The organism is Cyclobacterium xiamenense (genome assembly GCF_042140265.1).
Taxonomy (GTDB): Bacteria; Bacteroidota; Bacteroidia; order Cytophagales; family Cyclobacteriaceae; genus Cyclobacterium; species Cyclobacterium xiamenense_A.
Map to the genome: position 1 here is coordinate 3857893 of NZ_CP159481.1, position 23684 is coordinate 3881576.

The 23684-nt window shown below is 41.8% G+C and carries 30 protein-coding genes; 29 read left to right on the forward strand and 1 reads right to left on the reverse strand.

Annotation, left to right across the window (positions count from 1 at the left end; genetic code table 11):
- Nucleotides 1-7: 7 nt before the first annotated feature.
- The 6 genes from ABWH99_RS15655 (at nucleotide 8) to ABWH99_RS15680 (ending at nucleotide 5249) form a co-directional block, all read left to right on the forward strand.
- On the forward strand, nucleotides 8-274 hold the full coding sequence (locus ABWH99_RS15655; protein ID WP_154859709.1) for a transposase: 267 nt from the start codon (nucleotides 8-10) through the stop codon (nucleotides 272-274).
- 5 nt (nucleotides 275-279) lie between these two features.
- Entirely contained in the window at nucleotides 280-1080 is an 801-nt protein-coding gene (locus tag ABWH99_RS15660; RefSeq protein ID WP_375582787.1) for an IS3 family transposase, read from the forward strand.
- 140 nt (nucleotides 1081-1220) lie between these two features.
- Nucleotides 1221-1718, forward strand: coding sequence for an integrase core domain-containing protein (locus tag ABWH99_RS15665; RefSeq protein ID WP_375582788.1), 498 nt, complete (start codon nucleotides 1221-1223; stop codon nucleotides 1716-1718).
- Nucleotides 1719-1820: 102 nt separating this feature from the next.
- Nucleotides 1821-2723, forward strand: a complete 903-nt coding sequence (locus ABWH99_RS15670) for a sulfatase-like hydrolase/transferase (RefSeq protein ID WP_375582789.1) — start codon at nucleotides 1821-1823, stop codon at nucleotides 2721-2723.
- 183 nt (nucleotides 2724-2906) lie between these two features.
- Nucleotides 2907-4463 (forward strand): arylsulfatase, encoded by a 1557-nt coding sequence (locus tag ABWH99_RS15675; protein WP_375582790.1) that lies wholly within the window; start codon nucleotides 2907-2909, stop codon nucleotides 4461-4463.
- Between the two features lie 336 nt (nucleotides 4464-4799).
- Complete coding sequence (locus ABWH99_RS15680) at nucleotides 4800-5249, forward strand: hypothetical protein (protein WP_375582791.1); 450 nt, start codon at nucleotides 4800-4802, stop codon at nucleotides 5247-5249.
- 827 nt (nucleotides 5250-6076) lie between these two features.
- On the opposite strand, the gene ABWH99_RS15685 is transcribed toward ABWH99_RS15680, so the two are convergent.
- On the reverse strand, nucleotides 6077-6319 hold the full coding sequence (locus tag ABWH99_RS15685) for a hypothetical protein (protein WP_375582792.1): 243 nt from the start codon (nucleotides 6317-6319) through the stop codon (nucleotides 6077-6079).
- Nucleotides 6320-6632: 313 nt separating this feature from the next.
- On the opposite strand from ABWH99_RS15685, the gene ABWH99_RS15690 reads away from it, so the two are divergent.
- The 23 genes from ABWH99_RS15690 (at nucleotide 6633) to ABWH99_RS15800 (ending at nucleotide 23657) form a co-directional block, all read left to right on the forward strand.
- Nucleotides 6633-7172 (forward strand): GNAT family N-acetyltransferase, encoded by a 540-nt coding sequence (locus ABWH99_RS15690; protein ID WP_375582793.1) that lies wholly within the window; start codon nucleotides 6633-6635, stop codon nucleotides 7170-7172.
- A gap of 781 nt (nucleotides 7173-7953) precedes the next feature.
- Nucleotides 7954-9093: a T9SS type A sorting domain-containing protein gene (locus ABWH99_RS15695; protein ID WP_375582794.1), complete on the forward strand. Its 1140-nt coding sequence runs from the start codon at nucleotides 7954-7956 to the stop codon at nucleotides 9091-9093.
- 91 nt (nucleotides 9094-9184) lie between these two features.
- Nucleotides 9185-9934 carry a DUF1835 domain-containing protein gene (locus ABWH99_RS15700; protein WP_375582795.1) on the forward strand — a complete coding sequence of 250 codons (750 nt, stop codon included), beginning with the start codon at nucleotides 9185-9187 and terminating at the stop codon, nucleotides 9932-9934.
- Between the two features lie 269 nt (nucleotides 9935-10203).
- Entirely contained in the window at nucleotides 10204-10620 is a 417-nt protein-coding gene (locus ABWH99_RS15705) for an SRPBCC domain-containing protein (RefSeq protein WP_375582796.1), read from the forward strand.
- A complete protein-coding gene (locus ABWH99_RS15710) occupies nucleotides 10617-10928 on the forward strand; it encodes an ArsR/SmtB family transcription factor (RefSeq protein WP_375582797.1) in 312 nt (103 codons plus the stop codon). Before ABWH99_RS15705 ends, ABWH99_RS15710 begins: the two co-directional genes overlap by 4 nt.
- A gap of 62 nt (nucleotides 10929-10990) precedes the next feature.
- A complete protein-coding gene (locus ABWH99_RS15715; RefSeq protein ID WP_375582798.1) occupies nucleotides 10991-11548 on the forward strand; it encodes a hypothetical protein in 558 nt (185 codons plus the stop codon).
- Nucleotides 11548-11916 carry a DUF1801 domain-containing protein gene (locus tag ABWH99_RS15720; protein ID WP_375582799.1) on the forward strand — a complete coding sequence of 123 codons (369 nt, stop codon included), beginning with the start codon at nucleotides 11548-11550 and terminating at the stop codon, nucleotides 11914-11916. Before ABWH99_RS15715 ends, ABWH99_RS15720 begins: the two co-directional genes overlap by 1 nt.
- Before the next feature lie 300 nt (nucleotides 11917-12216).
- On the forward strand, nucleotides 12217-12504 hold the full coding sequence (locus ABWH99_RS15725) for a hypothetical protein (RefSeq protein WP_375582800.1): 288 nt from the start codon (nucleotides 12217-12219) through the stop codon (nucleotides 12502-12504).
- 244 nt (nucleotides 12505-12748) lie between these two features.
- Complete coding sequence (locus tag ABWH99_RS15730; protein WP_375582801.1) at nucleotides 12749-13618, forward strand: GyrI-like domain-containing protein; 870 nt, start codon at nucleotides 12749-12751, stop codon at nucleotides 13616-13618.
- A gap of 62 nt (nucleotides 13619-13680) precedes the next feature.
- Nucleotides 13681-14175, forward strand: a complete 495-nt coding sequence (locus ABWH99_RS15735; RefSeq protein ID WP_375582802.1) for a hypothetical protein — start codon at nucleotides 13681-13683, stop codon at nucleotides 14173-14175.
- A 1-nt stretch (nucleotide 14176) separates the two neighbouring features.
- Nucleotides 14177-14593 carry a hypothetical protein gene (locus ABWH99_RS15740; protein WP_375582803.1) on the forward strand — a complete coding sequence of 139 codons (417 nt, stop codon included), beginning with the start codon at nucleotides 14177-14179 and terminating at the stop codon, nucleotides 14591-14593.
- 205 nt (nucleotides 14594-14798) lie between these two features.
- Nucleotides 14799-15380, forward strand: coding sequence for a Crp/Fnr family transcriptional regulator (locus ABWH99_RS15745; RefSeq protein WP_375582804.1), 582 nt, complete (start codon nucleotides 14799-14801; stop codon nucleotides 15378-15380).
- Nucleotides 15381-15460: 80 nt separating this feature from the next.
- Entirely contained in the window at nucleotides 15461-15808 is a 348-nt protein-coding gene (locus ABWH99_RS15750) for a YciI family protein (RefSeq protein ID WP_375582805.1), read from the forward strand.
- 16 nt (nucleotides 15809-15824) lie between these two features.
- On the forward strand, nucleotides 15825-16367 hold the full coding sequence (locus tag ABWH99_RS15755) for an SRPBCC family protein (RefSeq protein ID WP_375582806.1): 543 nt from the start codon (nucleotides 15825-15827) through the stop codon (nucleotides 16365-16367).
- Between the two features lie 167 nt (nucleotides 16368-16534).
- Nucleotides 16535-16900 carry a hypothetical protein gene (locus ABWH99_RS15760; RefSeq protein ID WP_375582807.1) on the forward strand — a complete coding sequence of 122 codons (366 nt, stop codon included), beginning with the start codon at nucleotides 16535-16537 and terminating at the stop codon, nucleotides 16898-16900.
- A gap of 2 nt (nucleotides 16901-16902) precedes the next feature.
- Complete coding sequence (tnpB, locus tag ABWH99_RS15765; RefSeq protein ID WP_375582539.1) at nucleotides 16903-17250, forward strand: IS66 family insertion sequence element accessory protein TnpB; 348 nt, start codon at nucleotides 16903-16905, stop codon at nucleotides 17248-17250.
- A gap of 74 nt (nucleotides 17251-17324) precedes the next feature.
- The gene (locus ABWH99_RS15770; RefSeq protein ID WP_375582808.1) at nucleotides 17325-18914 is read left to right on the forward strand and encodes an IS66 family transposase; all 1590 of its coding nucleotides are present in this window, start codon (nucleotides 17325-17327) and stop codon (nucleotides 18912-18914) included.
- Between the two features lie 15 nt (nucleotides 18915-18929).
- Nucleotides 18930-19232, forward strand: a complete 303-nt coding sequence (locus ABWH99_RS15775; RefSeq protein WP_375582809.1) for a hypothetical protein — start codon at nucleotides 18930-18932, stop codon at nucleotides 19230-19232.
- A 2-nt stretch (nucleotides 19233-19234) separates the two neighbouring features.
- Nucleotides 19235-19582: an IS66 family insertion sequence element accessory protein TnpB gene (gene tnpB / locus ABWH99_RS15780; protein WP_375582539.1), complete on the forward strand. Its 348-nt coding sequence runs from the start codon at nucleotides 19235-19237 to the stop codon at nucleotides 19580-19582.
- 74 nt (nucleotides 19583-19656) lie between these two features.
- Nucleotides 19657-21240, forward strand: a complete 1584-nt coding sequence (locus tag ABWH99_RS15785; protein WP_375582540.1) for an IS66 family transposase — start codon at nucleotides 19657-19659, stop codon at nucleotides 21238-21240.
- A gap of 240 nt (nucleotides 21241-21480) precedes the next feature.
- Nucleotides 21481-21768, forward strand: a complete 288-nt coding sequence (locus ABWH99_RS15790; protein ID WP_375582810.1) for a hypothetical protein — start codon at nucleotides 21481-21483, stop codon at nucleotides 21766-21768.
- Between the two features lie 190 nt (nucleotides 21769-21958).
- Nucleotides 21959-22579: a hypothetical protein gene (locus ABWH99_RS15795; RefSeq protein ID WP_375582811.1), complete on the forward strand. Its 621-nt coding sequence runs from the start codon at nucleotides 21959-21961 to the stop codon at nucleotides 22577-22579.
- 211 nt (nucleotides 22580-22790) lie between these two features.
- Complete coding sequence (locus tag ABWH99_RS15800; RefSeq protein WP_375582812.1) at nucleotides 22791-23657, forward strand: RNA polymerase sigma factor; 867 nt, start codon at nucleotides 22791-22793, stop codon at nucleotides 23655-23657.
- The last annotated feature ends 27 nt before the right edge of the window (nucleotides 23658-23684 follow it).

Consider the following 23684-nt stretch of genomic DNA (forward strand, 5'->3'; position numbering starts at 1 on the left):
AGTGATTATGAAAAAGAGCAAATTTAGCGAAGAGCAGGTCATCAAGATCCTCAAACTGCAAGAGGACGGCCACAAAGTAGAAGATATATGCCGGAAGTACGGCATCAGTTCTGCGACGTTTTACAGCTGGCGGAATAAATATTCGGGCATGGATGTGCAAGAGCTTCGTCGTCTCAGAAGCCTGGAGGAAGAAAATAGTCGCTTGAAGAAAATAGTGGCCAACCAAAGTCTGGAGATTGACATGATCAAAGATCTTTTGTCAAAAAAGCCCTGACGCCCGTGCAAAAGCAGGAACAGGTGACCTACCTTGAAGATACCTACAAGGTGTCCCATGCATGGGCGTGCAGCGTCGTATCGGTATCCAGAACCACAAAGTATTACCAGAAGAAAATGCCAGCAAAAGATGCCCAGATCAAAACGATGATTGAGCAGGTGATAGGCTGTAGCCGAAAAGGCAGAAACAAGGTGATCTGCCTGGTGCAGAAAAAGTATCCTCACATTAGTGGTAGCAAGATCAGGCGCGTGTACGAGCAAGAGGGATTTAGCCTGCACAGGCGTCTGAAACGCAGGATCAAGAATCAGCCCGCCAATCCGATTGAGATTCCATTAGTGGCCAACCAAGAGTGGGCAATGGACTTTATGTCTGACACGTTGGAAAACGGGAGAAAATTCAGGACGCTGAACGTGGTGGATCATTTCAACCGTGCCTGCATTGGGATTGCGGTGGCACACAGCCTGCCTTCTGTACGTGTAATCGAATACCTGGAGCGTATGATTGAATTTCAGGGCAAGCCCAGGCGTATCCGAACCGACAACGGTCCTGAATTCAGAAGCAAGAAGTTTCAGGCATGGTTGAGCGACCAGCAGATAACGTGGTCGCCAATCCAGAAAGGAAAACCCCAGCAGAACGGAATCGTAGAGCGGTTCAATAGAACCTTCCGGGAAGATGTGCTTGATGCTTACCTATTCAGTTCCGTTGCGCATGCTCAAGACCTAGCCGATACATGGAAACAAGATTACAACAATCAGAGACCCCACCAGTCACTGGGATACCAAACCCCTTCCGACTATGCGGCGTAAGGTTTTCCAAAGGAATAAAACTCCCAAAACAGGGAGACAAAAAGGCTGCCCACTGGACAGCCTTGGAACCCGTTTCGGTCGGCCAGCCCTATCCCTGGTGGGTTGCTCCTCAGCAGCGCCCACTTCCGTTTCGGACCGGCATGGCAAAATTCAAAACAAAAACCTACATTTACAACCTGTCAAAATTCCCAGCCATATACCCTGACACGTTGGAAAACGGGAGAAAATTCAGGACGCTGAACGTGGTGGATCATTTCAACCGTGCCTGCATGGGGATTGCGGTGGCACACAGCCTGCCGTCTGTACGTGTAATCGAATACCTGGAGCGTATGATTGAATTTCAGGGCAAGCCCAGGCGTATCCGAACCGACAACGGTCCTGAATTCAGAAGCAAGAAGTTTCAGGCATGGATGAGCGACCAGCAGATAACGTGGTCGCCAATCCAGAAAGGAAAACCCCAGCAGAACGGAATCGTAGAGCGGTTCAATAGAACCTTCCGGGAAGATGTGCTTGATGCTTACCTATTCAGTTCCGTTGCGCATGCTCAAGACCTAGCCGATACATGGAAACAAGATTACAACAATCGGAGACCCCACCAGTCACTGGGATACCAAACCCCTTCTGAATATGCGGCGTAAGGTTTTCCAAAGGAATAAAACTCCCAAAACAGGGAGACAAAAAGGCTGCCCACTGGACAGCCTTGGAACCCGTTTCGGTCGGCCAGCCCTATCCCTGGTGGGTTGCTCCTCAGCAGCGCCCACTTCCGTTTCGGACCGGCATGGCAAAATTCAAAACAAAAACCTACATTTACAACCTGTCAAAATTCCCAGCCATATACCGAGTCTATAAAGTTTATCAATGAAAATTCAGACAATCCTTTCTTCCTTGTTCATTCATTTTCAGCCATTCATAACGACACGTACTGCGGTGCTGATTATATAGGCAAAAGTCCTGCAGCAATGCCTGTGAAAGACGCTATTGTTGAAATGGATGACATTGTTGGAGAAATAATGGAAACTCTAAAAAACAAAGGTTTACTAGAAAATACCCTGGTAATTTTTACTTCCGATAACGGGGCGAATGAAGATGTATTTCCAGATGCAGGTTACCATCCTTGGCGTGGAGGTAAAGGAACTACTTGGGAAGGTGGAGTGAGAGTACCTGGAACTGCCTATTGGAAAGGTATGATTGAGCCAGGGCAGGAAACTAATGAACTTATAGACCTATCCGATCTTTATATGGTTTCTCTTCGTTTAGGAAATGTCATTGACAAACTTCCCGACAATTTATATTTTGATGGTATAGACCAGACGTCATTTTTACTTACGGAAAATGGAAGGTCTCATCGCCAACATGTATTTTTATGGAATTCTACAGATTTCTGTGCATTGAGGTGGAGAGATTATAAAGTTCATTTTCAGGTTTTTGACGTAACCGAAACTAGAAGGAATATAGATGCCTCTACACTTTCTAGTGTAGGTACAGCACCTTGGGTATATAATTTAAATGTTGACCCTAAAGAAATGGGTAGTGAAGGACATCGTTACTTTGAATGGGGACTGCCCGCTGTGGTAAATTTTTACAAAAGGCATATCGCTACAATGAAAAAATATCCTAACACTGATCTTGGTTTAGACTTTTAAAACGGTTAACTTCAAAATGAATTGTTATTGGTTTGGTTTTGAAAAATTTAAATTGTTAGCATTTAAAAAAATCACGCAAAACTGCAAATGACGTACTTCGAAATCTGCCACTAACAAACACAAAACGATGGCAAACAGTTGGACATTAAATTATATATTACTAATAATCTTAAAATAAATATCATGAAAAAAAGTATTGTCATCATTTTCCTTTTTGGTTTTTTCAGTGCTATTGCCCAAGAAAAACCGAACATTCTAGTCATTATGGTAGATGATGTAGCACCTAACTCGTTAAGCAGTTACTCACTAGGCATGCAGTATCCAACACCAAATATAGATAGGATTGCCAAAGAGGGCGTTTTATTTACCGACCACTACTCGCAGCCAAGTTGCACTGCTGGTAGAGCGGCATTTATCACTGGACAAAAACCAGTAAGAACAGGCTTGACTACAGTTGGTCAACCTGGTAACCCACTAGGATTAAAAAAGGAAGACCCAACCTTAGCTGAATTATTGAAACCTATGGGGTATATGACAGGCCAATTCGGGAAGAATCACTTAGGTGATAGAAATGAACATCTACCAACCGTTCACGGGTTTGATGAATTTTTCGGTAATCTTTATCACCTAAATGTGTCCGAAGAGCCGGAACAAGCAGATTATCCAAAAAGTGATGAATTTGCAAATAAATATGGGCCACGAGGCATCATTGAGTCTTATGCAACTGATAAATATGACAGTACCGAAGATCCACGATTTGGAGCTATTGGGAAGCAAAAAGTTACAGATATAGGACAACTCAATTCTGAAAGAATGAAAACTTTTGATGAAGAACTTGTAGCAAAAAGCAAGGACTTTATGAAAAGAGCCAAAGATGCAGATAAACCATTTTTTATTTGGCACGCTACAAGTAGAATGCACGTGTACACCCATTTAAAGGAAGAATCTAAAAATCTTGCAACAGATGTAAGTACAGACATGGATTTATTTGGTCATGGACTTATGGAGCATGACGGACATGTTGGCGAACTACTTGATTATTTAGATGAATTGGGGCTTGATGAAAATACCATTGTAATTTACACAACAGATAATGGCCCTGAACAGAGTACATTCCCGGATGCAGGCGTAACCATGTTTAGGGGAGAAAAAATGACAACTTGGGAAGGTGGTCTGCGTTCACCATTTATGGTAAGATGGCCAGAAGAAATCCCAGCAGGATTGATAAGAAATGGTATCTCTGCTCATGAGGATGTATTGCCAACCTTAATGGCTGCAGTTGGCAATAAAAATATTAAGGAAGAACTGAAGAAAGGAAAAAAGGTAGGAGATTTGACCTACAAGGTCTATATTGATGGATTTAATAATCTTGAATATTGGACAGGCAAGGCAGATGAATCCGCTCGAAATTATTTTTTCTACTACTATGAAAGTGGATTAACAGCTATTCGTGTTGGACCTTGGAAAATGCATTTTGCCACCAAAGAGCGCTATTTTGACGACATGGTCCAGCATACCATGCCACAACTGTTTAATTTAAGAAAAGACCCCTTTGAAAAGTATGATGACATTACAGGTTTTCATTTAGCAATGGAAAAATCATGGGTAATGCAACCAGCCATTGGAATGCTTAGTGAACATCTTATGACGTTTAAAGATTATCCGCCAAGACAAGCGTCTGCTTCGTTAGACATTAATAAAGCTATAGAATCAATTTTAAAGTCAAAAGCACGACAATAAAAACGGCAGCCAACGAAATGTTTATTTGATGGTGGATTCTTAGTGAATTTAAATATTTACTCGTTAGTGAAATTTCACAAAAATGCAAATGAAGTACTTCGAAATCCGCCACCAAACAAACACAAAACGTTAACCACCTAATTTAGAGACAGTGAAAATAAAGTGTTTCCTGGTAGGGTTAGTTTTTCTAGCCCTTAGCGCATGTTCTACTGGCGTACAAATCACCGGATCATGGAGTAGCACCGAGATACCAGACAGCGGTTACAATAGCGTTTTTGTGACAGCGCTCACTCAAAATGTATTAGCCAGACATACTTTGAAATGTATTTGGAAGATATGATCCAAACACAGGGAATTTCTGTATTTGGAAGCTTTGAAATAATGCCAACTGGATTCAAAGCAAAGGAAGCAGATAAAGAAGAAATCCTTTCAAAAATCAAAAAATTAGGAAGTGAGGCGATATTGACAGTAACGCTTTTGGATCAAACGAATGAAACCAGATACGTTCCCGGAATGACCACTTATGCGCCTATGGGCGTTGGCTACTATGGACGTTTTTGGTCCTATTATAATCAGTATAATCCATACATGTATGATGCCGGCTACTATACTACAGACAAGAATTATTATTTAGAGGCCAACGTATATGACGCACGTACAGAAGATATCGTATGGTCAAGCCAGTCAGAAAGTACTAACGCGTCTTCATTGGATCAATTTTCAAAGGCTTTTTCAGCATCCGTTGTCAAACAACTCATGAAAGATGGAATAAGTGTTGCTCATTAGGTCGATCTGGGCCATTTAACCCACTTTGGGTTTTTTATGAAAACAACCTCACGAAAAATTACCGATTAGAATACGTAATATTGGAGTATATCCCATCGACTTCCAAACTGAACGCGGCTTACAAGCAGGGTATGTATTTTTGACGAATTACTACCTAAAGGTAAGCGTTAAAACTTAAGAACCGGCACTGTACCGAACGGTAGGTAGGGTGGTGTGAGAGTATAGATAGGACAAAAACCCCTATCTCACTACTCGATTATTTCGGAAAAATTCCTTGTTTTGAAAAGCTGAAAGATTGAGCGTAATAGAAACTGTATGGCCCCATCCAATACTAGAAAGAGGTTAAAAGCCTCAATAAAATTAACATACTTTTGGGCCACTAATCGGTTTTTATATGTTCTTCCTGGCATTTTTTAGCAGTTTTGTTAAACTAATTCGGCATAATTATTTACTCAACCGGGTGTAGAATCCGCTACACCCTTTTATTTTTAACTACTTTTGAAGTCGAAATCCTTCTTCTGCCATTTGCAATGGCTTACTAAATAACTACTCAGTAAGCAAAAATCCACGATTTTGAAGGTTTTCTACCTAAGGTTTGAAACAGGCATCCAAGCTGAGCGTACTTTTATTCACCTATCGGCAGAGCGTAGGATGAAAGATATTCATGAGAATCCGGTGCAGGCGGGAAATGTTGAAAAATGGGAAGATTATATTTATTCAAGCTGAAAAAGTTACGTTTGCATATAGTGTTTCATAGCCGGGGATTATTGATAAATTCGTCCGAATCCAATTGCAAATTGGAAGGGATAGGAGGGAGTAATTGCAAATTACACCCAGCCTGGGGTAAAAAACAGATCGTCCAGGCCGTCTGCATTCATATCCGCAACGGCCACACCGGCGCCGTTGTAAAAATACTCGAAGGTAAGGATGTTCATAAACTCGTCTTCGCGCAGCGTATTTTGGAAATCCAGGCCTGAGTGGGAAGGAGGAATTTCCGAGAGCAGGCGGGGTTCTTGACAGGACAGGCAAACAAGCAGGGCCGGCAAAGCCGGAAGGAGGGATCGTTTCATGGAGCGCAGGATGATCGGACGAACATGGTGGATTAAAGATACCGAATTTGGTCAGGGAACGGGAAGCGATGGTATTAATTTTTTGTGAAAACGCCCGTTTGGCTGCTGGCTGGGTTTCGTGCGCGGTTGGTCGTACCCGTATTTCACGGGATATTGGTAGCTTTTTTTGGGCTTTTTAATGAAATATTTAGTATTATTAACTCCTAATAAAAAGGTGATTTAATCAGGGTTATCCACCCGGTTTTGGATGCATAATCCTGAATCAGTCAGGTATATATACAAGTTACCACACATTAAAAAAGAGGATCATAAATTGAAGGACAAATACATTTTTAAATCAACCAGACTTGGCTTTCGGAATTGGAGAAGTGAAGACTTGGAAGAGTTTGCCGAGATGAATAATGACGTAGAAATAATGGAACATTTTCCAAAGCCGTTAAGCAGAACTGAATCCGAAAAACTAATGAAGCGAATGCAAGTACATTATGATAAAAATGGATACACATATTTTGCTACAGAACGATTAGATACGGGTGAATTAATCGGTTTTATAGGGTTAGCCTATCAGGAGTATAAAGCGGAATTTACCCCAGCAATTGATATAGGTTGGCGTTTAAAAAAGGATGCTTGGGGGACTGGATATGCTACCGAAGGTGCAAGAAGATGCTTGACATTTGGATTTAATGAATTGGGAATTAAAAAAATCGTTTCTACCTGCACAATTGGAAACAAAAAATCAGAAAATGTGATGAAAAAAATAGGAATGATAAAGAAAGGAGAATTTAATCATCCAGAATTGACAGAGTTTCCAGATTTTGAAAAATGTATTTGGTACGAAATCGAGAATAAATAAAACGTGTGGTAACACTGTATATGAAATCATAGCCGCCTATCGGCAGGCTACGCTTCATATACCAACCGTTACAGGACAGGCAAGTGAAGTAAGGGAAATTGGTAAGCCTTCGGAAGGAAGTCCACGATAGCTAGGAAGTTCACGAAGGACCGGATAGGGTTTTTTCCGGCATCCAAGGCAAGGGACTTTTTCGGTTTCCGAAGGTGGCCTGCGTAAAATTCAGGACTGAAGGCGTGCCTTTTCTGACAACGTGTGGGATTTCCGAAGGGGTCTTGTCCCAATTACGGGAGCTCACAGTCCTGTACAGGGGAGGCGCAAGACCGGGCGGTAGGTCTCCGGAAGGAAAAGACTTTAAAGAGGAAGCTTGGAGGGACTGGACGCTATGGGGAAGCTGCCGGAAAAACCCTGAAAGTGTTGATCCACCGGGGGGCGGCCATCCAGGGAACCGAAAGGGTTTCCGAACAGAATGAAAAGATCCGGTCCAGGTCGTACAGTGAGGCCATTCACGTTCTGAAAATTTGACCGGTACCACCGGGAAAAACTGCACGGAAACGCCCGTCCTGTAACCCAAGCTTGGGTGCAGCAGGCAGTTCACGAGTAAAATATTATTTTAGTACATTTAAGGAAGTTTTTGAAATCCGGGAAGAAAAGGGCTCCGGAATTGCCCGCCGCCCACAAGCCCCGGACGTTAGGCACAATTAAACGAAACTGAACAATGCAATCCCATTATACAGAATTTTAAAAATTAACATTTTGATTAGTATTAATAACCACAATAAAAATGAAAAACAATCTACTCTTAGTATTAATACTAATTCCAGTATTTTCTATTTGTCAAAATCTTACAAACTCAAGTATTATAACCATTACTAAAACATGGGGACAGCAACCAAGTGGATATACTTACCCAATGGACATTTCAGTTCCAAGTGGCACTCCTCCCATAAATGGATTTCCAATTTGTATTTTATTACATGGTAATGGACAAACAGGCTCATCCATTTTAACTCAATATCAAAGTATTCTAAACTGCCATGCATTAATAGCACCAACAGGATATATGAATAGCTGGGATATTTGTGACGAAAATAGTGAAGCTCCTGATATGGATATGATTTTAGATTTGATTGATTCTTTACAGAATTATTCAAATATTAACATAAATCAGATTAGAATTCTAGGTTTTTCGAACGGTGCGGGCTTAGCAAATAGAATTTTTATTGAAAATAATGACCCGAGAATTGATATTGTTTGTGCGGTAGTTTCACAGTTAAATGAACCACAATATCATTTAGGAGATTATTATCAACCTAATGGTTCTTCGGATTATTCAAGTTCTTATTGTGGCTACGATAATGTTATTGTTCCTATAAGTGGAAGAAAATATCTAAGCATATGTAATGATAATGATCCTATAATTCCATATTTAGGAGGGACATCGATTGTTGGCGTTGACTTTTTAAATGCTCAAGATGCAACATTTATTGTTGCTCAAAGCCAAGGATATTCAGGTACTCAAATAATTGGACCTGGAAACCCAATTGGAAGCCCACTAATATTTGAATATTCATACCTTTCGGGAGATGTGGTTCACCTTAGAGGAAATGCAGGCCACTCGACTAATTCAACACAACAAGACTACATCAATGACTTCTTTTCAGATTGTGAAGTTCCACTTGGAGTAAATGAAATTATCATTGATGGAACTGAAGTTTATCCAAACCCCGTTAGATCGTTTATTAATATAAAAAGGACTTCTGATAGTCCAAGTGTCCTTCAAATTTTCAATACAATTGGTGAGCTTGTTTTAAAGAAAGAGGTAAATGATAAAAAAATATATCTTGATTTAACCTACTTGTCTAATGGAATTTATGTGTTAAGGCTAGATAATCAAGCAATTAAACTTATTAAAGAAAAGTAAAAGTGCCTAACAATTTGTATAGTTCATTTACACCCTGCGGGATGCAAACGCACCATACAAGGAACGTTAGCGGTTATTAAAATCAGAATTAATGAAAAATAAGTATCACATACTAAATGGTGATTCCCTGAAAGAAAGGTTTCCTAATGAAATTGACGGAAAGATTATTGTTGCTCGTGAATGCTTTGTCGATGGAGATGTAAGTAGTGATACTTTAGATGAATTGTTTGATATCCGTGCTAAGTTTATAGCCGAAATTTATGGTAACTACTCGATAGAGGACTATTACTCAGATTCTGTTTCAGAATTTCAAAATATTCAAAAAATACCTGATAATTCCGAGATAAATCTATGGTTTGAGGATGACCTGTTTTGCCAGGTGAATTTTTGGCTTATCACTAACCTGATATTGGATTTTGTAAATGGCTGCAAAGTTTTTCTAATAAGACCAACAATTCACACTCAATATGGATTTGGCGGACTAAGCGAATTGGAGCTAATCAACGCTTATAAGCAAAAGGCTCTAATTGATGAAGTGGGTAGAATAGCAAGTCTGTGGAATTTATATCAGAATAATGATATGGAGGGAATGGTTGAGGTAGCTAAAGAGTTAGGGCAAAAATATCCTTTCATTCAGAACGCTGTTGAGGCTCACATTGATAGAATTCCAAATGAAAGTAGTCCAGGACGACCTAAGCGAACTCTAATTGAGATAATGGATGATTTAGGAACAGATTCATTTGGGGCTGTATTTAAAGAGTTTAACAAACGTGAAAGCATCTATGGATTCGGCGATTTACAGGTAAAAAGACTTTATGATGAAATTAAAAACAACCGCTAACAACACATATAGCTTATGGCGGGTGAACGAATCCCAGCAAGGTTTTCGCTCCGTATCCAGCTTTGGTTTCGGTGGACAGAAAAGTACTTCGAAACCGCCACAAGCCATATGCAAACCGTTAGGGGCAAGTATAGCAACCCTGACAGCAAGACGAATCAACTCACAAAAATTGAAACTCGAAAGAACAAATGTTGAGAAGGAAAAAAAATTTCAATAATATGTAACCTTTTGGTTGCTTTTTATATCTTTGCAACTTACTAAGCTAACCAATGGGGAAAGACATAAGAATACAACGATTTTATCCGCATCCTATAGACAAAGTTTGGACTGCGATTTCTACTTCAGAAGCATTGGCAGAATGGTTAATGCCTAACGACTTTAAGTTGGAAAAGAACCACGAGTTCACATTCAAAACCAAGCCACAACCAGGGTTTGACGGAATTGTAAAATGCAAAGTGATAGATTTTCAAATACCTTCAAAACTTCAATTTACTTGGCAAGGCGGACCTCTAAAGAAGCCGACTCTTGTATCCTTTGAGCTACAAGCGACCAATGAAGGAACAAACCTACATTTCATTCACAGTGGATTTGAAGGATTTATCAATCAATACATTGTTCGCTTCATTTTGGGAAGTGGTTGGAAAGGACTTTTGAAAACCAGTATCAAAAAATATTTGGACAAATGAACCGAGACCCATTTGCTGCCATTGCTGACCCAACCCGAAGAGAGATTATCGATTTGCTCGCCAAAGACGATTTGAATATCAATCAAATCTCCGAGCACTTTAATAGTGTGAGCAGACAGGCGGTAACGAAACAACTGAACTATTTAAAAGACAGCGGACTCATATTCATTGAAAAAAATGGTCGGGAAAAATACTGCCATCTTTCTCTTGATAATTTGAGTGAAGTAAACGATTGGCTTATGAAGTACAAGAAATTTTGGAGCAAGAAACTTGACAACCTTGACGAATACCTGAAAAAGCAAAAATGAAAAAGATTAAGGCAAATTGAAAAGCAATTAATAACAGAGCAACAACTTAAAAACAAAATACAATGACGAAGAAAATTATCATCTCAACAATCGTATCCACCGTGATACTTTTCCTTTGGAGCGGAATCACACAAATTTTCCCTTGGGGTGTACCTACAGCACAATCAATTTCCTCACAGACCACAGCACAAACAGAAAGTTTTCAGACACCAAATCTTGTGGAACTTCCTGCTAATAGCTTGACTACAGAGAAATTTGACGAGCAGTTTGTAAACAAAATCAGCACACTTACAACAGACAAGACTTTCTCTTGGATAATATCCAAGCCAGTTGAATATTACAATGTAGGCAACTACTTTATAAAGGAAATTGTTACACAACTTTTAGTAGCAATGTTCTTAGCGACCTTGCTTATGCTGACAACTGGACTTTCAAATCAAAAACGTTTGACAATTATTGCTATTACAGGAGTTCTTGCAGTAACGGCCATATACGGACAAATGATGAATTGGTGGGGAGTTCCAGTAATTTATGCTTTGGGAGCAGGACTAAATCTAATTATCGGTTGGACTTTGTCGGCTTTCGTTTCTTCCAAATTTATCATCAAACCTACTGTATAATGACAATAGAAGAATTTTTAAAAAACTATGACCCGAAGGTTAGAGAAATTTGCTTAGAACTTAGAAAAATTGCATTGGAACTTTTGCCCGAAACAGAAGAGATCCTTTTTGAAGGGTGGAAAAATTTTACTTACGGTACAGGTGAAAGCCGAGCCGACAAAGACTTAATAATTTACGTGGCACCTTTCAAGGACAGCGTAAATCTTGGCTTTTATCGTGGAGCAAACCTACCTGATCAGAAAAAGTTACTTAAAGGCACAGGAAAACTTCTCAAACACATAAAACTGAAAACAATGGCAGACTTCGAAATAGACGACATAAAACAATTAATTACAGAAGCAAAAATCGAAAGAATTGGGACGAAATGAGAGAATGCCAGCCGCTAACACACGCTATAGCCAATAAAGGTTTCAGTGGTTTGCGAAGTTTTTCACCCGCATTAATTTCTGTGTAACTTGATAGGTGATTCGCCCGCAATCCTTTACTGGCCATAGCATCAACCGTTACAGGACAGGCAAGTGAAGTAAGGGAAATTGGTAAGCCTTCGGAAGGAAGTCCACGATAGCTAGGAAGTTCACGAAGGACCGGATGGGGTTTTTTCCGGCATCCAAGGCAAGGGACTTTTTCGGTTTCCGAAGGTGGCCTGCGTAAAATTCAGGACTGAAGGCGTGCCTTTTCAGACAAAGTGTGGGATTTCTGAAGGGGTCTTGTCCCAATTACGGGAGCTCACAGTCCTGTACAGGGGAGGCGCAAGACCGGGCGGTAGGGCTCCGGAAGGAAAAGACTTTAAAGAGGAAGATTGGAGGGACTGGACGCTATGGGGAAGCTGCCGGAAAAACCCTGAAAGTGTTGATCCACCGGGGGGCGGCCATCCAGGGAACCGAAAGGGTTTCGAACTGAATGAAAAGATCCGGTCCAGGTCGTACAGTGAGGCCATTCAGGTTCTGAAAATTTGACCGGTACCACCGGGAAAAACTGCACGGAAACGCCCGTCCTGTAACCCAAGCTTGGGTGCAGCAGGCAGTTCACGAGTAAAATATTATTTTAGTACATTTAAGGAAGTTTTTGAAATCTGGGAAGAAAAGGGCTCCGGAATTGCCCGCCGCCCACAAGCCCCGGACGTTAGTGGCAATGGTAGGACGACCCTAAAAGAGCAAGAAACATCAAGCGAAAATGTAATGACAATAGTATTTTTACAGAATGAGAACAGACACCAAAAATTCATATCTTGAAAGTATAAACAAGGCAATTTCATTCATAGAAAGTAATTCAACAACTGACATTCAACTCAAAGACATTGCTACACAAGCAAATCTTTCACAATTCCATTTTCATCGGGTTTTCAAATCGCTAACTGGCGACACCACAAAAGACTTTTTGACAAGACTTCGACTTGAAAAAGCGGCTCTGAAACTTAAACATTCACAAAACGACATTGGACAAATTGCGTTTGACTGTGGCTATCAAAACCACGAAACATTTACAAGAGCATTTAAAGACTATTTTGGACTGCCACCATTAGAATATCGAAATTCAATTGCAGAACTTACGACTAACAAGCAAAACGAATACGAAAAAACAAACATTGACTTAAATGCACTTAATGTTCAAGGACCAATTATCAAGACAATTCCAGACCTTCACCTTGCTTATATCAGACACACAGGTTCGTATGACAAAGTAGGCGGTTCTTTTCAAAAACTTATGTTTTGGGCAGCAACTCATTTAGTTTTAAAATTAAAGCCAGTAACTATTGGCATTGTTCACGACAATCCCGACCTAACAGCAGAACAACATATTCGTTTTGACGCTTGTGTTTTGCTTTCGAAAGAAATAAAACCAAGCGGAGAAATTGGTTACAAAAAAATTGAAGGCGGAAAGTTTGCGGTATTCACTTATAAAGGGGCTTATGAAGGATTTTATCCTGTTTACGACTACATCTATAATGTTTGCTTATTTGAAAATAAGTTTGACTTAGCGGACAAACCAGCACTTGAATGGTATATAAAGTCCCCACCCTTTTACAAGCCTGAAAATTTGGTAACTGATTTTTATGTTCCTATAAAATAGCAAAAAACGTCAAACGAATTTTTAAAATGAAATAGAAATTTGCAAAATAAAAAATCTTCAAAATGAAAAAAATGATGACTTATTTGCTGGTTTCTGTTTTTGCAATCATTGCAATCGTATTGATAATTGGGTTGTTTCTACCCAAAGAAAGAACATTTACAAAAACGGCTGTGCTTAATTCAGATGTAAGCAAAGTATTCAACTTAGTAACTGATTTTAAAAATCAAACCACATGGAGAAATGATGTAAAAGAAATTATTGTAATTGACGAAAATACTTGGACAGAAGTCCCCAAAAAAGGTACAGCTATTACTTTTAAAGTAAAGCAGAAAGTAGAAAATGAAATTTTTGAAATTGAAATCATTGAACCAAATAATTTCAATGGATATTGGGTAGGCACTTTTAAGCAAACTAAGGAAAATCAAACAGCCATCGAGTTTAAAGAAGTTGTTATCGTTTCAAATCCTTTTTTTAGAACAATATCATATGTATTTGTGGACTTAGACAAAACGATGGATTTATACCTTCAAAACTTAAAACAAAAATTAGGCGAATAAAATGGCATCAAAAAAGACTTGGACTGAAAAATTGCATTGTGATAAAGAGCCAAAAATCAAACGAATAGATTTTGATTTTGCAGACATTCCCGCAAACAGCAATATGTTTATTGCGACACCACAAATAATTGACAATTACATTAAGCAAATACCAAAAGGTAAAAAGGTATCCATTCAAACAATGCGGAAAGACCTTGCTATTGAAAACAGAGCTGACTATACTTGTCCAGTTACGACAGGAATATTTTTACGAATAGTGGCTGAAGCAAATTTTGAAAAATACCAACAAACTAACTCACTCAAAGGCATCACACCATTTTGGAGAGTGGTAGAACCTAACTCGACTTTATCTAAAAAACTTACATTTGGACAAGACTTTATTACTATCCAAAGACAAGCTGAAAAGATAAATGACTAAATTAACGGACAAAAGAACCACAGCCACTAACAGCACCTACCCAAACGGCGGGGTTTCGTGTTCCAAAGACAGTTTTGTGATTAATCAAACATTAGTTTTCCAAATCAAGTTTTGTGGTAAAAGTCCCGCCCTTCGGGTAGCTGCAAAACGTTGGCGGTAATACCGAATATACCCGACAGACTTAAAAAGTTAATTAATACAAAATATGACAGAAGAACATTTCTTAAATAAAGTTTTCGCTTCAAGCGGAATAACAAAAGACGAATTGAAGGAAATAATTCCTCGCTATAAACAAGTGACTTTTCAAAAAGATGACTACTTGCTTAAAGAAGGACAAGTAGAAAAAAAGTATTGGTTTATAGAAACAGGTTTTATCCGTTCTTACATAATAGACACAGAAGGTAAGGACATCACCTTTAATCTATATGGAGCCAAAGATGTGGTAATTGATTATGCATCGATATTCTTTTTTGCGCCTTCTAGAGAAAATATACAAGCTTTAACAGATTGTATTTGTTGGGAAATAACATACCAAGACTTCCAAGAAATGTTTAATACAATAGATAGTTTCAGAGAACAACAACGAGGTCTACTCGTAGGAAGTTATTTTGCCTTGAAAGAGCATAGCATTTCCCTTATTGCAGACCAAGCAAAACAGAGATACTTAAACTTTTTAAAACAAAAGCCTCACATTGTACAGAACGTTTCCTTAAAACATATAGCTACCTTCTTAGGCATTACAGACACTTCATTGAGCAGGATAAGAAAAGAAATTGCCAAAGAATAGCACTTCTTGTCATATGGCAAGTTTTGTTTTTTGAATCTGTTTCATCTTTGTATCATCATTAACAATAAAAACATTTTAAGATGAAAAATTCAAAAGAATTTATGTTGCTATTCAGATATGAGCCAAGCAACGAAGAACCTACCCAAGAGCAACTTCAAGAAATGGAAAAGCATTGGGGTGAATTTATTGGTGGAATTGCTATGCAAGGTAACCTTGTGAGTACACATCAATTAGGTTTTGAGGGCAAAAGAATTTCACCAGACTTGACTACAGAAGACGGATTCCATATTTCAGACAGTCAAATAATTGGTGGAAATATGGTGCTTAAAGCTGAATCCATTGAATCAGCTACCGAACTTGCAAAAAAATGCCCGATACTATTTATGGGTGGTACGGTAGAAGTAAGAGACGTAATACCAATGAACTAATTATAAACCGAATAAAATGAACAAGAAAATGATATTTGCAATTATTGGAATCGCTCTTGTAGCGTTTATCGGATTTGGTTTATACAAAGCCAGCGGTTTGAAATCTATCCAAATCATAAAAACAGTAACCATCAAGGGAACCAAACAAGAAGTTTTTGATATGGTAAAATATCTAAACAACTTCCCCAAATGGTCGCCATTCTTGGCACAAGACCCGGACCAAAAATATGAAGTAAAGGGTACAGACGGAACTGTAGGTGCTCAATATCATTGGGACGGAAACAAAGGGAAAGATTTGGGCTATCAAGAAATCGTAAAAATTGACGAACTAAGTTTTGTTGGAATGAAATGCGACATTCAAAAACCATTTGTGGCAAAACCAACATTTGACTACTATTTCAATGAAACATCCAACGGAATAGAAGTTAAACAAGATTTTAAATTGGAATCAGGTTTAGTTGACGCCTTCTTTATGTGGTTGTTTGGTGCAAAAGCCGAAATGGAAAAGACCAATCAGCAAGGTTTAGAGTTATTAAAAAAAGCTGTTGAGAATAACTAAAACCTTTAAGAAAGTACTACCGCCAACACGGTGTATAAGCAATAGCGGTTTAAGTGGTAACTTGAACCGTTTTTGCGTTTAAATAAGTATCTTGCTATCTTATAATTTGTAAGCGAACGCCCACCCCCATCTATTTTTTCTGGCAGGGGTTCGAGACCTTTGCCTGCATGAAAGATTGTAAGCGAACGCCCACCCCCATCTATTTTTTCTGGCAGGGGTTCGAGACCTTTGCCTGCATGAAAGATTTACAAACTATTTCCCCCAGGGATTATTATCATTCCCTTTATGAAGAGTGGAAGGCCAGTGGTATTTCCGTCGGTCTGTTCTGCAAGCAATCCTCAGTCAAGTACGCCACTTTCCGGTACTGGTCCAAGAAGTTTGGGCAGGAAAAGAATGTGGACACAGGTTTTACCGAGTTGCGTGTTAGCGATCCCGAACCTGAGCCTGTTGCGGTATTGAACTTTCCCAACGGGACCAGGCTTTCCTTTCAGCGCCTTCCGGATACCGCCTGGCTCAGAGCGCTGATATCGTAAGCATGCTTTCCCTTTCCTCTTCGGTACGCTATTTTCTATACCACAAGCCTGCCGACATGCGCTGCGGAATTTACTCCCTTGCCGGCCTTGTCCAAAACAATCTGGGACTTGATCCCCTTTCGGGTGACGTGTTTATTTTTATAGGCAAACGCGGCAACCAAATGCGTTTGCTCCAGTGGGACGGAGACGGCTACGCCATGTACATCAAGCGTCTGGAGTCGGGTACGTTCGAGCGTCCTAAAAACAGCAAAACACTGGTTTCCGCCAGGGAGCTGACCCTGGTTTTGCAGGGCGTGAAGCTTGCTTCCGTACAACTCAGAAAGCGGTACGAAAGGAATATTTTCACTTAAAAAAAAGTGAAAAATATTGTAAAAAAGTGGCCTTTAAATGATTTAAAGTCACTTTTTATATTTATTTTTATACTATGAATACAGCCGTACCGGACTATAAAGCGCTCTACCTGGAAAGCCAAAAACAGTTGGCCGAAAGCAGGCGCATGCTACTGGAAACGGAACTCAAACTTAAGTTAGCCCTACTGGACGCAGCCGAACTGCGGCGCAGGCACTTCTCCTCCTCAAAATCCGACAACCGGGTGAGCGGTTCGGGCAACGGGCAGCTGGGCCTCTTCCCCTTGGGTGCCGGGGAAGCCGATGTTCAAGCCTCCGAGGAGCTTACTGCCGCCGAGGTGGAAAAGGCGAACCTGGAGCAGGACATACAGGCACGCAAGCGTAGGAAAGCCGCAGCCCGAGGTCCCCGCATGGTGTTTCCCGAAAGCCTGGAGCGGGAAATCGATATCATAGACCCCAACCAAAACCTGGAAGGATACAAAATCATCGGAGAAGAAACCAGCGAGGTGTTGGTGATGGTACCCGCCAGTTTTAAAGTGCGCAGGACCGTTCGCAGGAAATGGGCCCTCATTGACCCTTCGCAAACCGGCAAAAAGGGAGTGCTGATCGCCCCAATCCCTTCCAGGACCGTAAACAGGGGACTCTTCGATGAATCGGTTCTGGCCCACCTGCTTACCTCCAAATTCGTGGATCACCTTCCCCTGTACAGGCAGCAGCAGATGTTCAGGCGAATAGGGCTCGAAATCCCCGCCTCCACGCTCATCGACAACACCAATGCAGCCTGTAAAGCAATCACCCCAATCTACAACGCACTCAAGCGCGAAACCCTGGCCAATCTCTATCTACAGGCAGACGAAACCCGGATGCAGGTACTCGAAAACGGAGGCGTGAAGGGTTCCTCCCATAGGGGTTTCGTGTGGGCCTATCATGCCCCCGTGGACGGGTTGGTATTCTTTGACTACCGGACCGCCAGGAACAAATCCGGCCCAGAGGAGATATTGGCCAATTACAAGGGCGTGGTCCAGACAGATGCCTATGAGGTTTACCATAGTCTTTTTGCCCGCAACAAAGGCATAAAGCACTATTATTGTATGGCTCATATCCGCCGCAAGTTCGACGAGGCAGCAGTTTATGACAGAGATAGGGCTTCTTGGGCGGTGGGGACGATTGCCAAACTGTATGCAGTAGAAAAACAGATCAGGGAAGCCGAACCGCCCCTTCCCGAAAACCTCATCGTCAAAAAACGGGTGGAGGAATCCCAACCCATACTGCGGGAAATCCACGACTGGATGCTCGCCGAGTATCCCAAGGTACTCCCTTCCTCACCGATAGGAAGGGCAATCGCCTATGCACTTCCGCTCATGGACAGCATGAAGCTATACACCCTCCACGGACAACTTCAGATTGACAACAACCTTATTGAAAACGCCATCAGACCGATTGCCCTGGGACGGAAAAACTACCTGTTCGCTGGTACCCACGCCACTGCTCAGAACGCCGCAATGATCTACTCCCTGTTCGCGACTTGCAAAAAGCACGAGGTAAATCCCCATGACTGGCTGCTCGACGTGCTGCGAAAACTCAACAACCCCACCTATGACGGCAAGTTCTCCGACCTGCTGCCCCACAGATGGAAAAATCATCAAGGGAATCCCAGAAAATTTTAATAGGGGGTTGGCCGTTTGCTTACGAAAGATTTACAAACTATTTCCCCCAGGGATTATTATCATTCCCTTTATGAAGAGTGGAAGGCCAGTGGTATTTCCGTCGGTCTGTTCTGCAAGCAATCCTCAGTCAAGTACGCCACTTTCCGGTACTGGTCCAAGAAGTTTGGGCAGGAAAAGAATGTGGACACAGGTTTTACCGAGTTGCGTGTTAGCGATCCCGAACCTGAGCCTGTTGCGGTATTGAACTTTCCCAACGGGACCAGGCTTTCCTTTCAGCGCCTTCCGGATACCGCCTGGCTCAGAGCGCTGATATCGTAAGCATGCTTTCCCTTTCCTCTTCGGTACGCTATTTTCTATACCACAAGCCTGCCGACATGCGCTGCGGAATTTACTCCCTTGCCGGCCTTGTCCAAAACAATCTGGGACTTGATCCCCTTTCGGGTGACGTGTTTATTTTTATAGGCAAACGCGGCAACCAAATGCGTTTGCTCCAGTGGGACGGAGACGGCTACGCCATGTACATCAAGCGTCTGGAGTCGGGTACGTTCGAGCGTCCTAAAAACAGCAAAACACTGGTTTCCGCCAGGGAGCTGACCCTGGTTTTGCAGGGCGTGAAGCTTGCTTCCGTACAACTCAGAAAGCGGTACGAAAGGAATATTTTCACTTAAAAAAAAGTGAAAAATATTGTAAAAAAGTGGCCTTTAAATGATTTAAAGTCACTTTTTATATTTATTTTTATACTATGAATACAGCCGTACCGGACTATAAAGCGCTCTACCTGGAAAGCCAAAAACAGTTGGCCGAAAGCAGGCGCATGCTACTGGAAACGGAACTCAAACTTAAGTTAGCCCTACTGGACGCAGCCGAACTGCGGCGCAGGCACTTCTCCTCCTCAAAATCCGACAACCGGGTGAGCGGTTCGGGCAACGGGCAGCTGGGCCTCTTCCCCTTGGGTGCCGGGGAAGCCGATGTTCAAGCCTCCGAGGAGCTTACTGCCGCCGAGGTGGAAAAGGCGAACCTGGAGCAGGACATACAGGCACGCAAGCGTAGGAAAGCCGCAGCCCGAGGTCCCCGCATGGTGTTTCCCGAAAGCCTGGAGCGGGAAATCGATATCATAGACCCCAACCAAAACCTGGAAGGATACAAAATCATCGGAGAAGAAACCAGCGAGGTGTTGGTGATGGTACCCGCCAGTTTTAAAGTGCGCAGGACCGTTCGCAGGAAATGGGCCCTCATTGACCCTTCGCAAACCGGCAAAAAGGGAGTGCTGATCGCCCCAATCCCTTCCAGGACCGTAAACAGGGGACTCTTCGATGAATCGGTTCTGGCCCACCTGCTTACCTCCAAATTCGTGGATCACCTTCCCCTGTACAGGCAGCAGCAGATGTTCAGGCGAATAGGGCTCGAAATCCCCGCCTCCACGCTCATCGACAACACCAATGCAGCCTGTAAAGCAATCACCCCAATCTACAACGCACTCAAGCGCGAAACCCTGGCCAATCTCTATCTACAGGCAGACGAAACCCGGATGCAGGTACTCGAAAACGGAGGCGTGAAGGGTTCCTCCCATAGGGGTTTCGTGTGGGCCTATCATGCCCCCGTGGACGGGTTGGTATTCTTTGACTACCGGACCGCCAGGAACAAATCCGGCCCAGAGGAGATATTGGCCAATTACAAGGGCGTGGTCCAGACAGATGCCTATGAGGTTTACCATAGTCTTTTTGCCCGCAACAAAGGCATAAAGCACTATTATTGTATGGCTCATATCCGCCGCAAGTTCGACGAGGCAGCAGTTTATGACAGAGATAGGGCTTCTTGGGCGGTGGGGACGATTGCCAAACTGTATGCAGTAGAAAAACAGATCAGGGAAGCCGAACCGCCCCTTCCCGAAAACCTCATCGTCAAAAAACGGGTGGAGGAATCCCAACCCATACTGCGGGAAATCCACGACTGGATGCTCGCCGAGTATCCCAAGGTACTCCCTTCCTCACCGATAGGAAGGGCAATCGCCTATGCACTTCCGCTCATGGACAGCATGAAGCTATACACCCTCCACGGACAACTTCAGATTGACAACAACCTTATTGAAAACGCCATCAGACCGATTGCCCTGGGACGGAAAAACTACCTGTTCGCTGGTACCCACGCCACTGCTCAGAACGCCGCAATGATCTACTCCCTGTTCGCGACTTGCAAAAAGCACGAGGTAAATCCCCATGACTGGCTGCTCGACGTGCTGCGAAAACTCAACAACCCCACCTATGACGGCAAGTTCTCCGACCTGCTGCCCCACAGGTGGAAAAATCATCAAGGGAATCCCAGCTAATTTTAATAGGGGGTTGGCCGTTTGCTTACTATAATTTAGCGGTTTGAAATCCGCTACTGCTCATACACAAAACCGTTACAGGACAGGCAAGTGAAGTAAGGGAAATTGGTAAGCCTTCGGAAGGAAGTCCACGATAGCTAGGAAGTTCACGAAGGACCGGATAGGGTTTTTTCCGGCATCCAAGGCAAGGGACTTTTTAGGTTTCCGAAGGTGGCCTGCGTAAAATTCAGGACTGAAGGCGTGCCTTTTCTGACAAAGTGTGGGATTTCCGAAGGGGTCTTGTCCCAGTTACGGGAGCTCGCAGTGCTGTACAGGGGAGGCGCAAGACCGGGCGGTAGGGCTCCGGAAGGAAAAGACTTTAAAGAGGAAGATTGGAGGGACTGGACGCTATGGGGAAGCTGCCGGAAAAACTCTGAAAGTGTTGATCCACCGGGGGGCGGCCATCCAGGGAACCGAAAGGGTTTCGAACAGAATGAAAAGATCCGGTCCAGGTCGTACAGTGAGGCCATTCAGGTTCTGAAAATTTGACCGGTACACCGGGAAAAACTGCACGGAAACGCCCGTCCTGTAACCCAAGCTTGGGTGCAGCAGGCAGTTCACGAGTAAAATATTATTTTAGTACATTTAAGGAAGTTTTTGAAATCTGGGAAGAAAAGGGCTCCGGAATTGCCCGCCGCCCACAAGCCCCGGACGTTGGCAGCAAGGCAAAAAAAGATAAATGCAAATTAAATTTTACATAATTGGTGGACTGGTAGGGTTGCTCATTATTTTCTTGGTTTATCGATATTGGGCGACTTTAAAGGCGACTCAAAAAAGGGACAAGGATATTTTTGATAAAGTCAAACCAGTTATTGAGGCTCTTGAGAATAAGAACGTCCTTGATGAAAAACTAATTAATCGACTGGCAGATGACTCTGCTGCAAGAGGAATTCTTTACTCAATCTTAGAAGAACATAATCAATTAGAATTATTTCCTAACAAATACATGGACTTCAAATCGGGAGCAGAATCATCACTCGTATATTGGCTACTCCACCCTAACGAATTAGGAGACCGACCAGACCAAATCGAATATATTCAGACGGTGTCGAGAGAACAGGAAATTGATAACGAAAAGCAAAAGCTTGACTATTATGTTTTCAAATTCAAAATGAATCCGCCACATTGGGCTTCCAAAGACGGTTGGACAGTTGGAGTAGCTGGACCGTACATCAAAGACAGCGAACCATATGACTTTGCCCCCGGCACATTCAGTACTTTCGAGAAATTTGAATCTAAGTCACCAGATGAACATGTAGGCTGGGTGCATGAAACGATGAATAAAAAAGGACAATATTAAAAATGAAAAAGCCCAGCTGCCAACAAAAACTATAAGCAAGCGGGGCGACAGTGAAAAAAGAAACGCTGTAACTATTAACTAACTTTCGGCTCGGCTGACAGGAATGTGCTTCTAAAGCCCGCCTGCTCATAGTCAATCCGTTGTGTTTAATTTGAAAATAACCGTCACACATCAAAGCAATATTCATCAAAATAGAAAATAACAAGATGAGATGAAGGAGATAAAATCCAAATATGACAGTTCAAATGACGATGAACTGGTTTCTGCTGCTTTAAAAGGAAATAAAAATGCGCTCAATGACCTCATTAAGCTTCATGAACCCTTTATTTACAATGTAGCTTGGAAATTTACCAATGATGAAAACGAAGCCAAAGACCTGACACAGGAAGTTCTGATAAAAATAATTACTAAGCTATCTACTTTTAAAAGGAAAAGCAGTTTTCGTACTTGGGCATACCGAATTGCTTTCAATCAGTTTTTACAAACCAAACGAAGACCTATGGAAGATCGTTGGGAAAGTTTAGAACATTTTGCTGATGAGTTGAACAGCATACCAAGTCCAGAATTAAGTCCAGAGGAGGAAAAAGAAGAAATTTTGAGAACCAAAACTGCCCGCACAAGGTGTATGTCTGGTATGCTTATGTGTCTTACAAGAGAACAGCGATTACTCTACTTGATTGGTGAAGTTTTTAAAATTGACCATCAAATAGGTGCGGAAGTTTTTAATATTTCAAAGGATAACTACCGAAAAAAACTATCTCGAACTCGAAAGGAATTCCATGCCTTTATGAATCAGCAATGTGGACTTGTAAATTTAGCTAACCCTTGTAGGTGTTCTAAGAAAGCCAAGGCAATGGAGGCTGCTGGCAAAATGCAAACTAATGCTAAATTATTTGACCCCACATATTATGCAACCATAGCTGACTACGCAGAAAAACACGCCAATGAAGTAGCAGACACCTTAGATAAAAAGTACATCAAGTTCTTTCAAAAGCATCCATCTAAAAAAGATTTTTCTGCCGATACCGTTGTCACAGAAATTCTAAATGATCCTGAACTAAACAAATATTATCAATAATTTTTTTCTAAGTTTTGTCACACATTG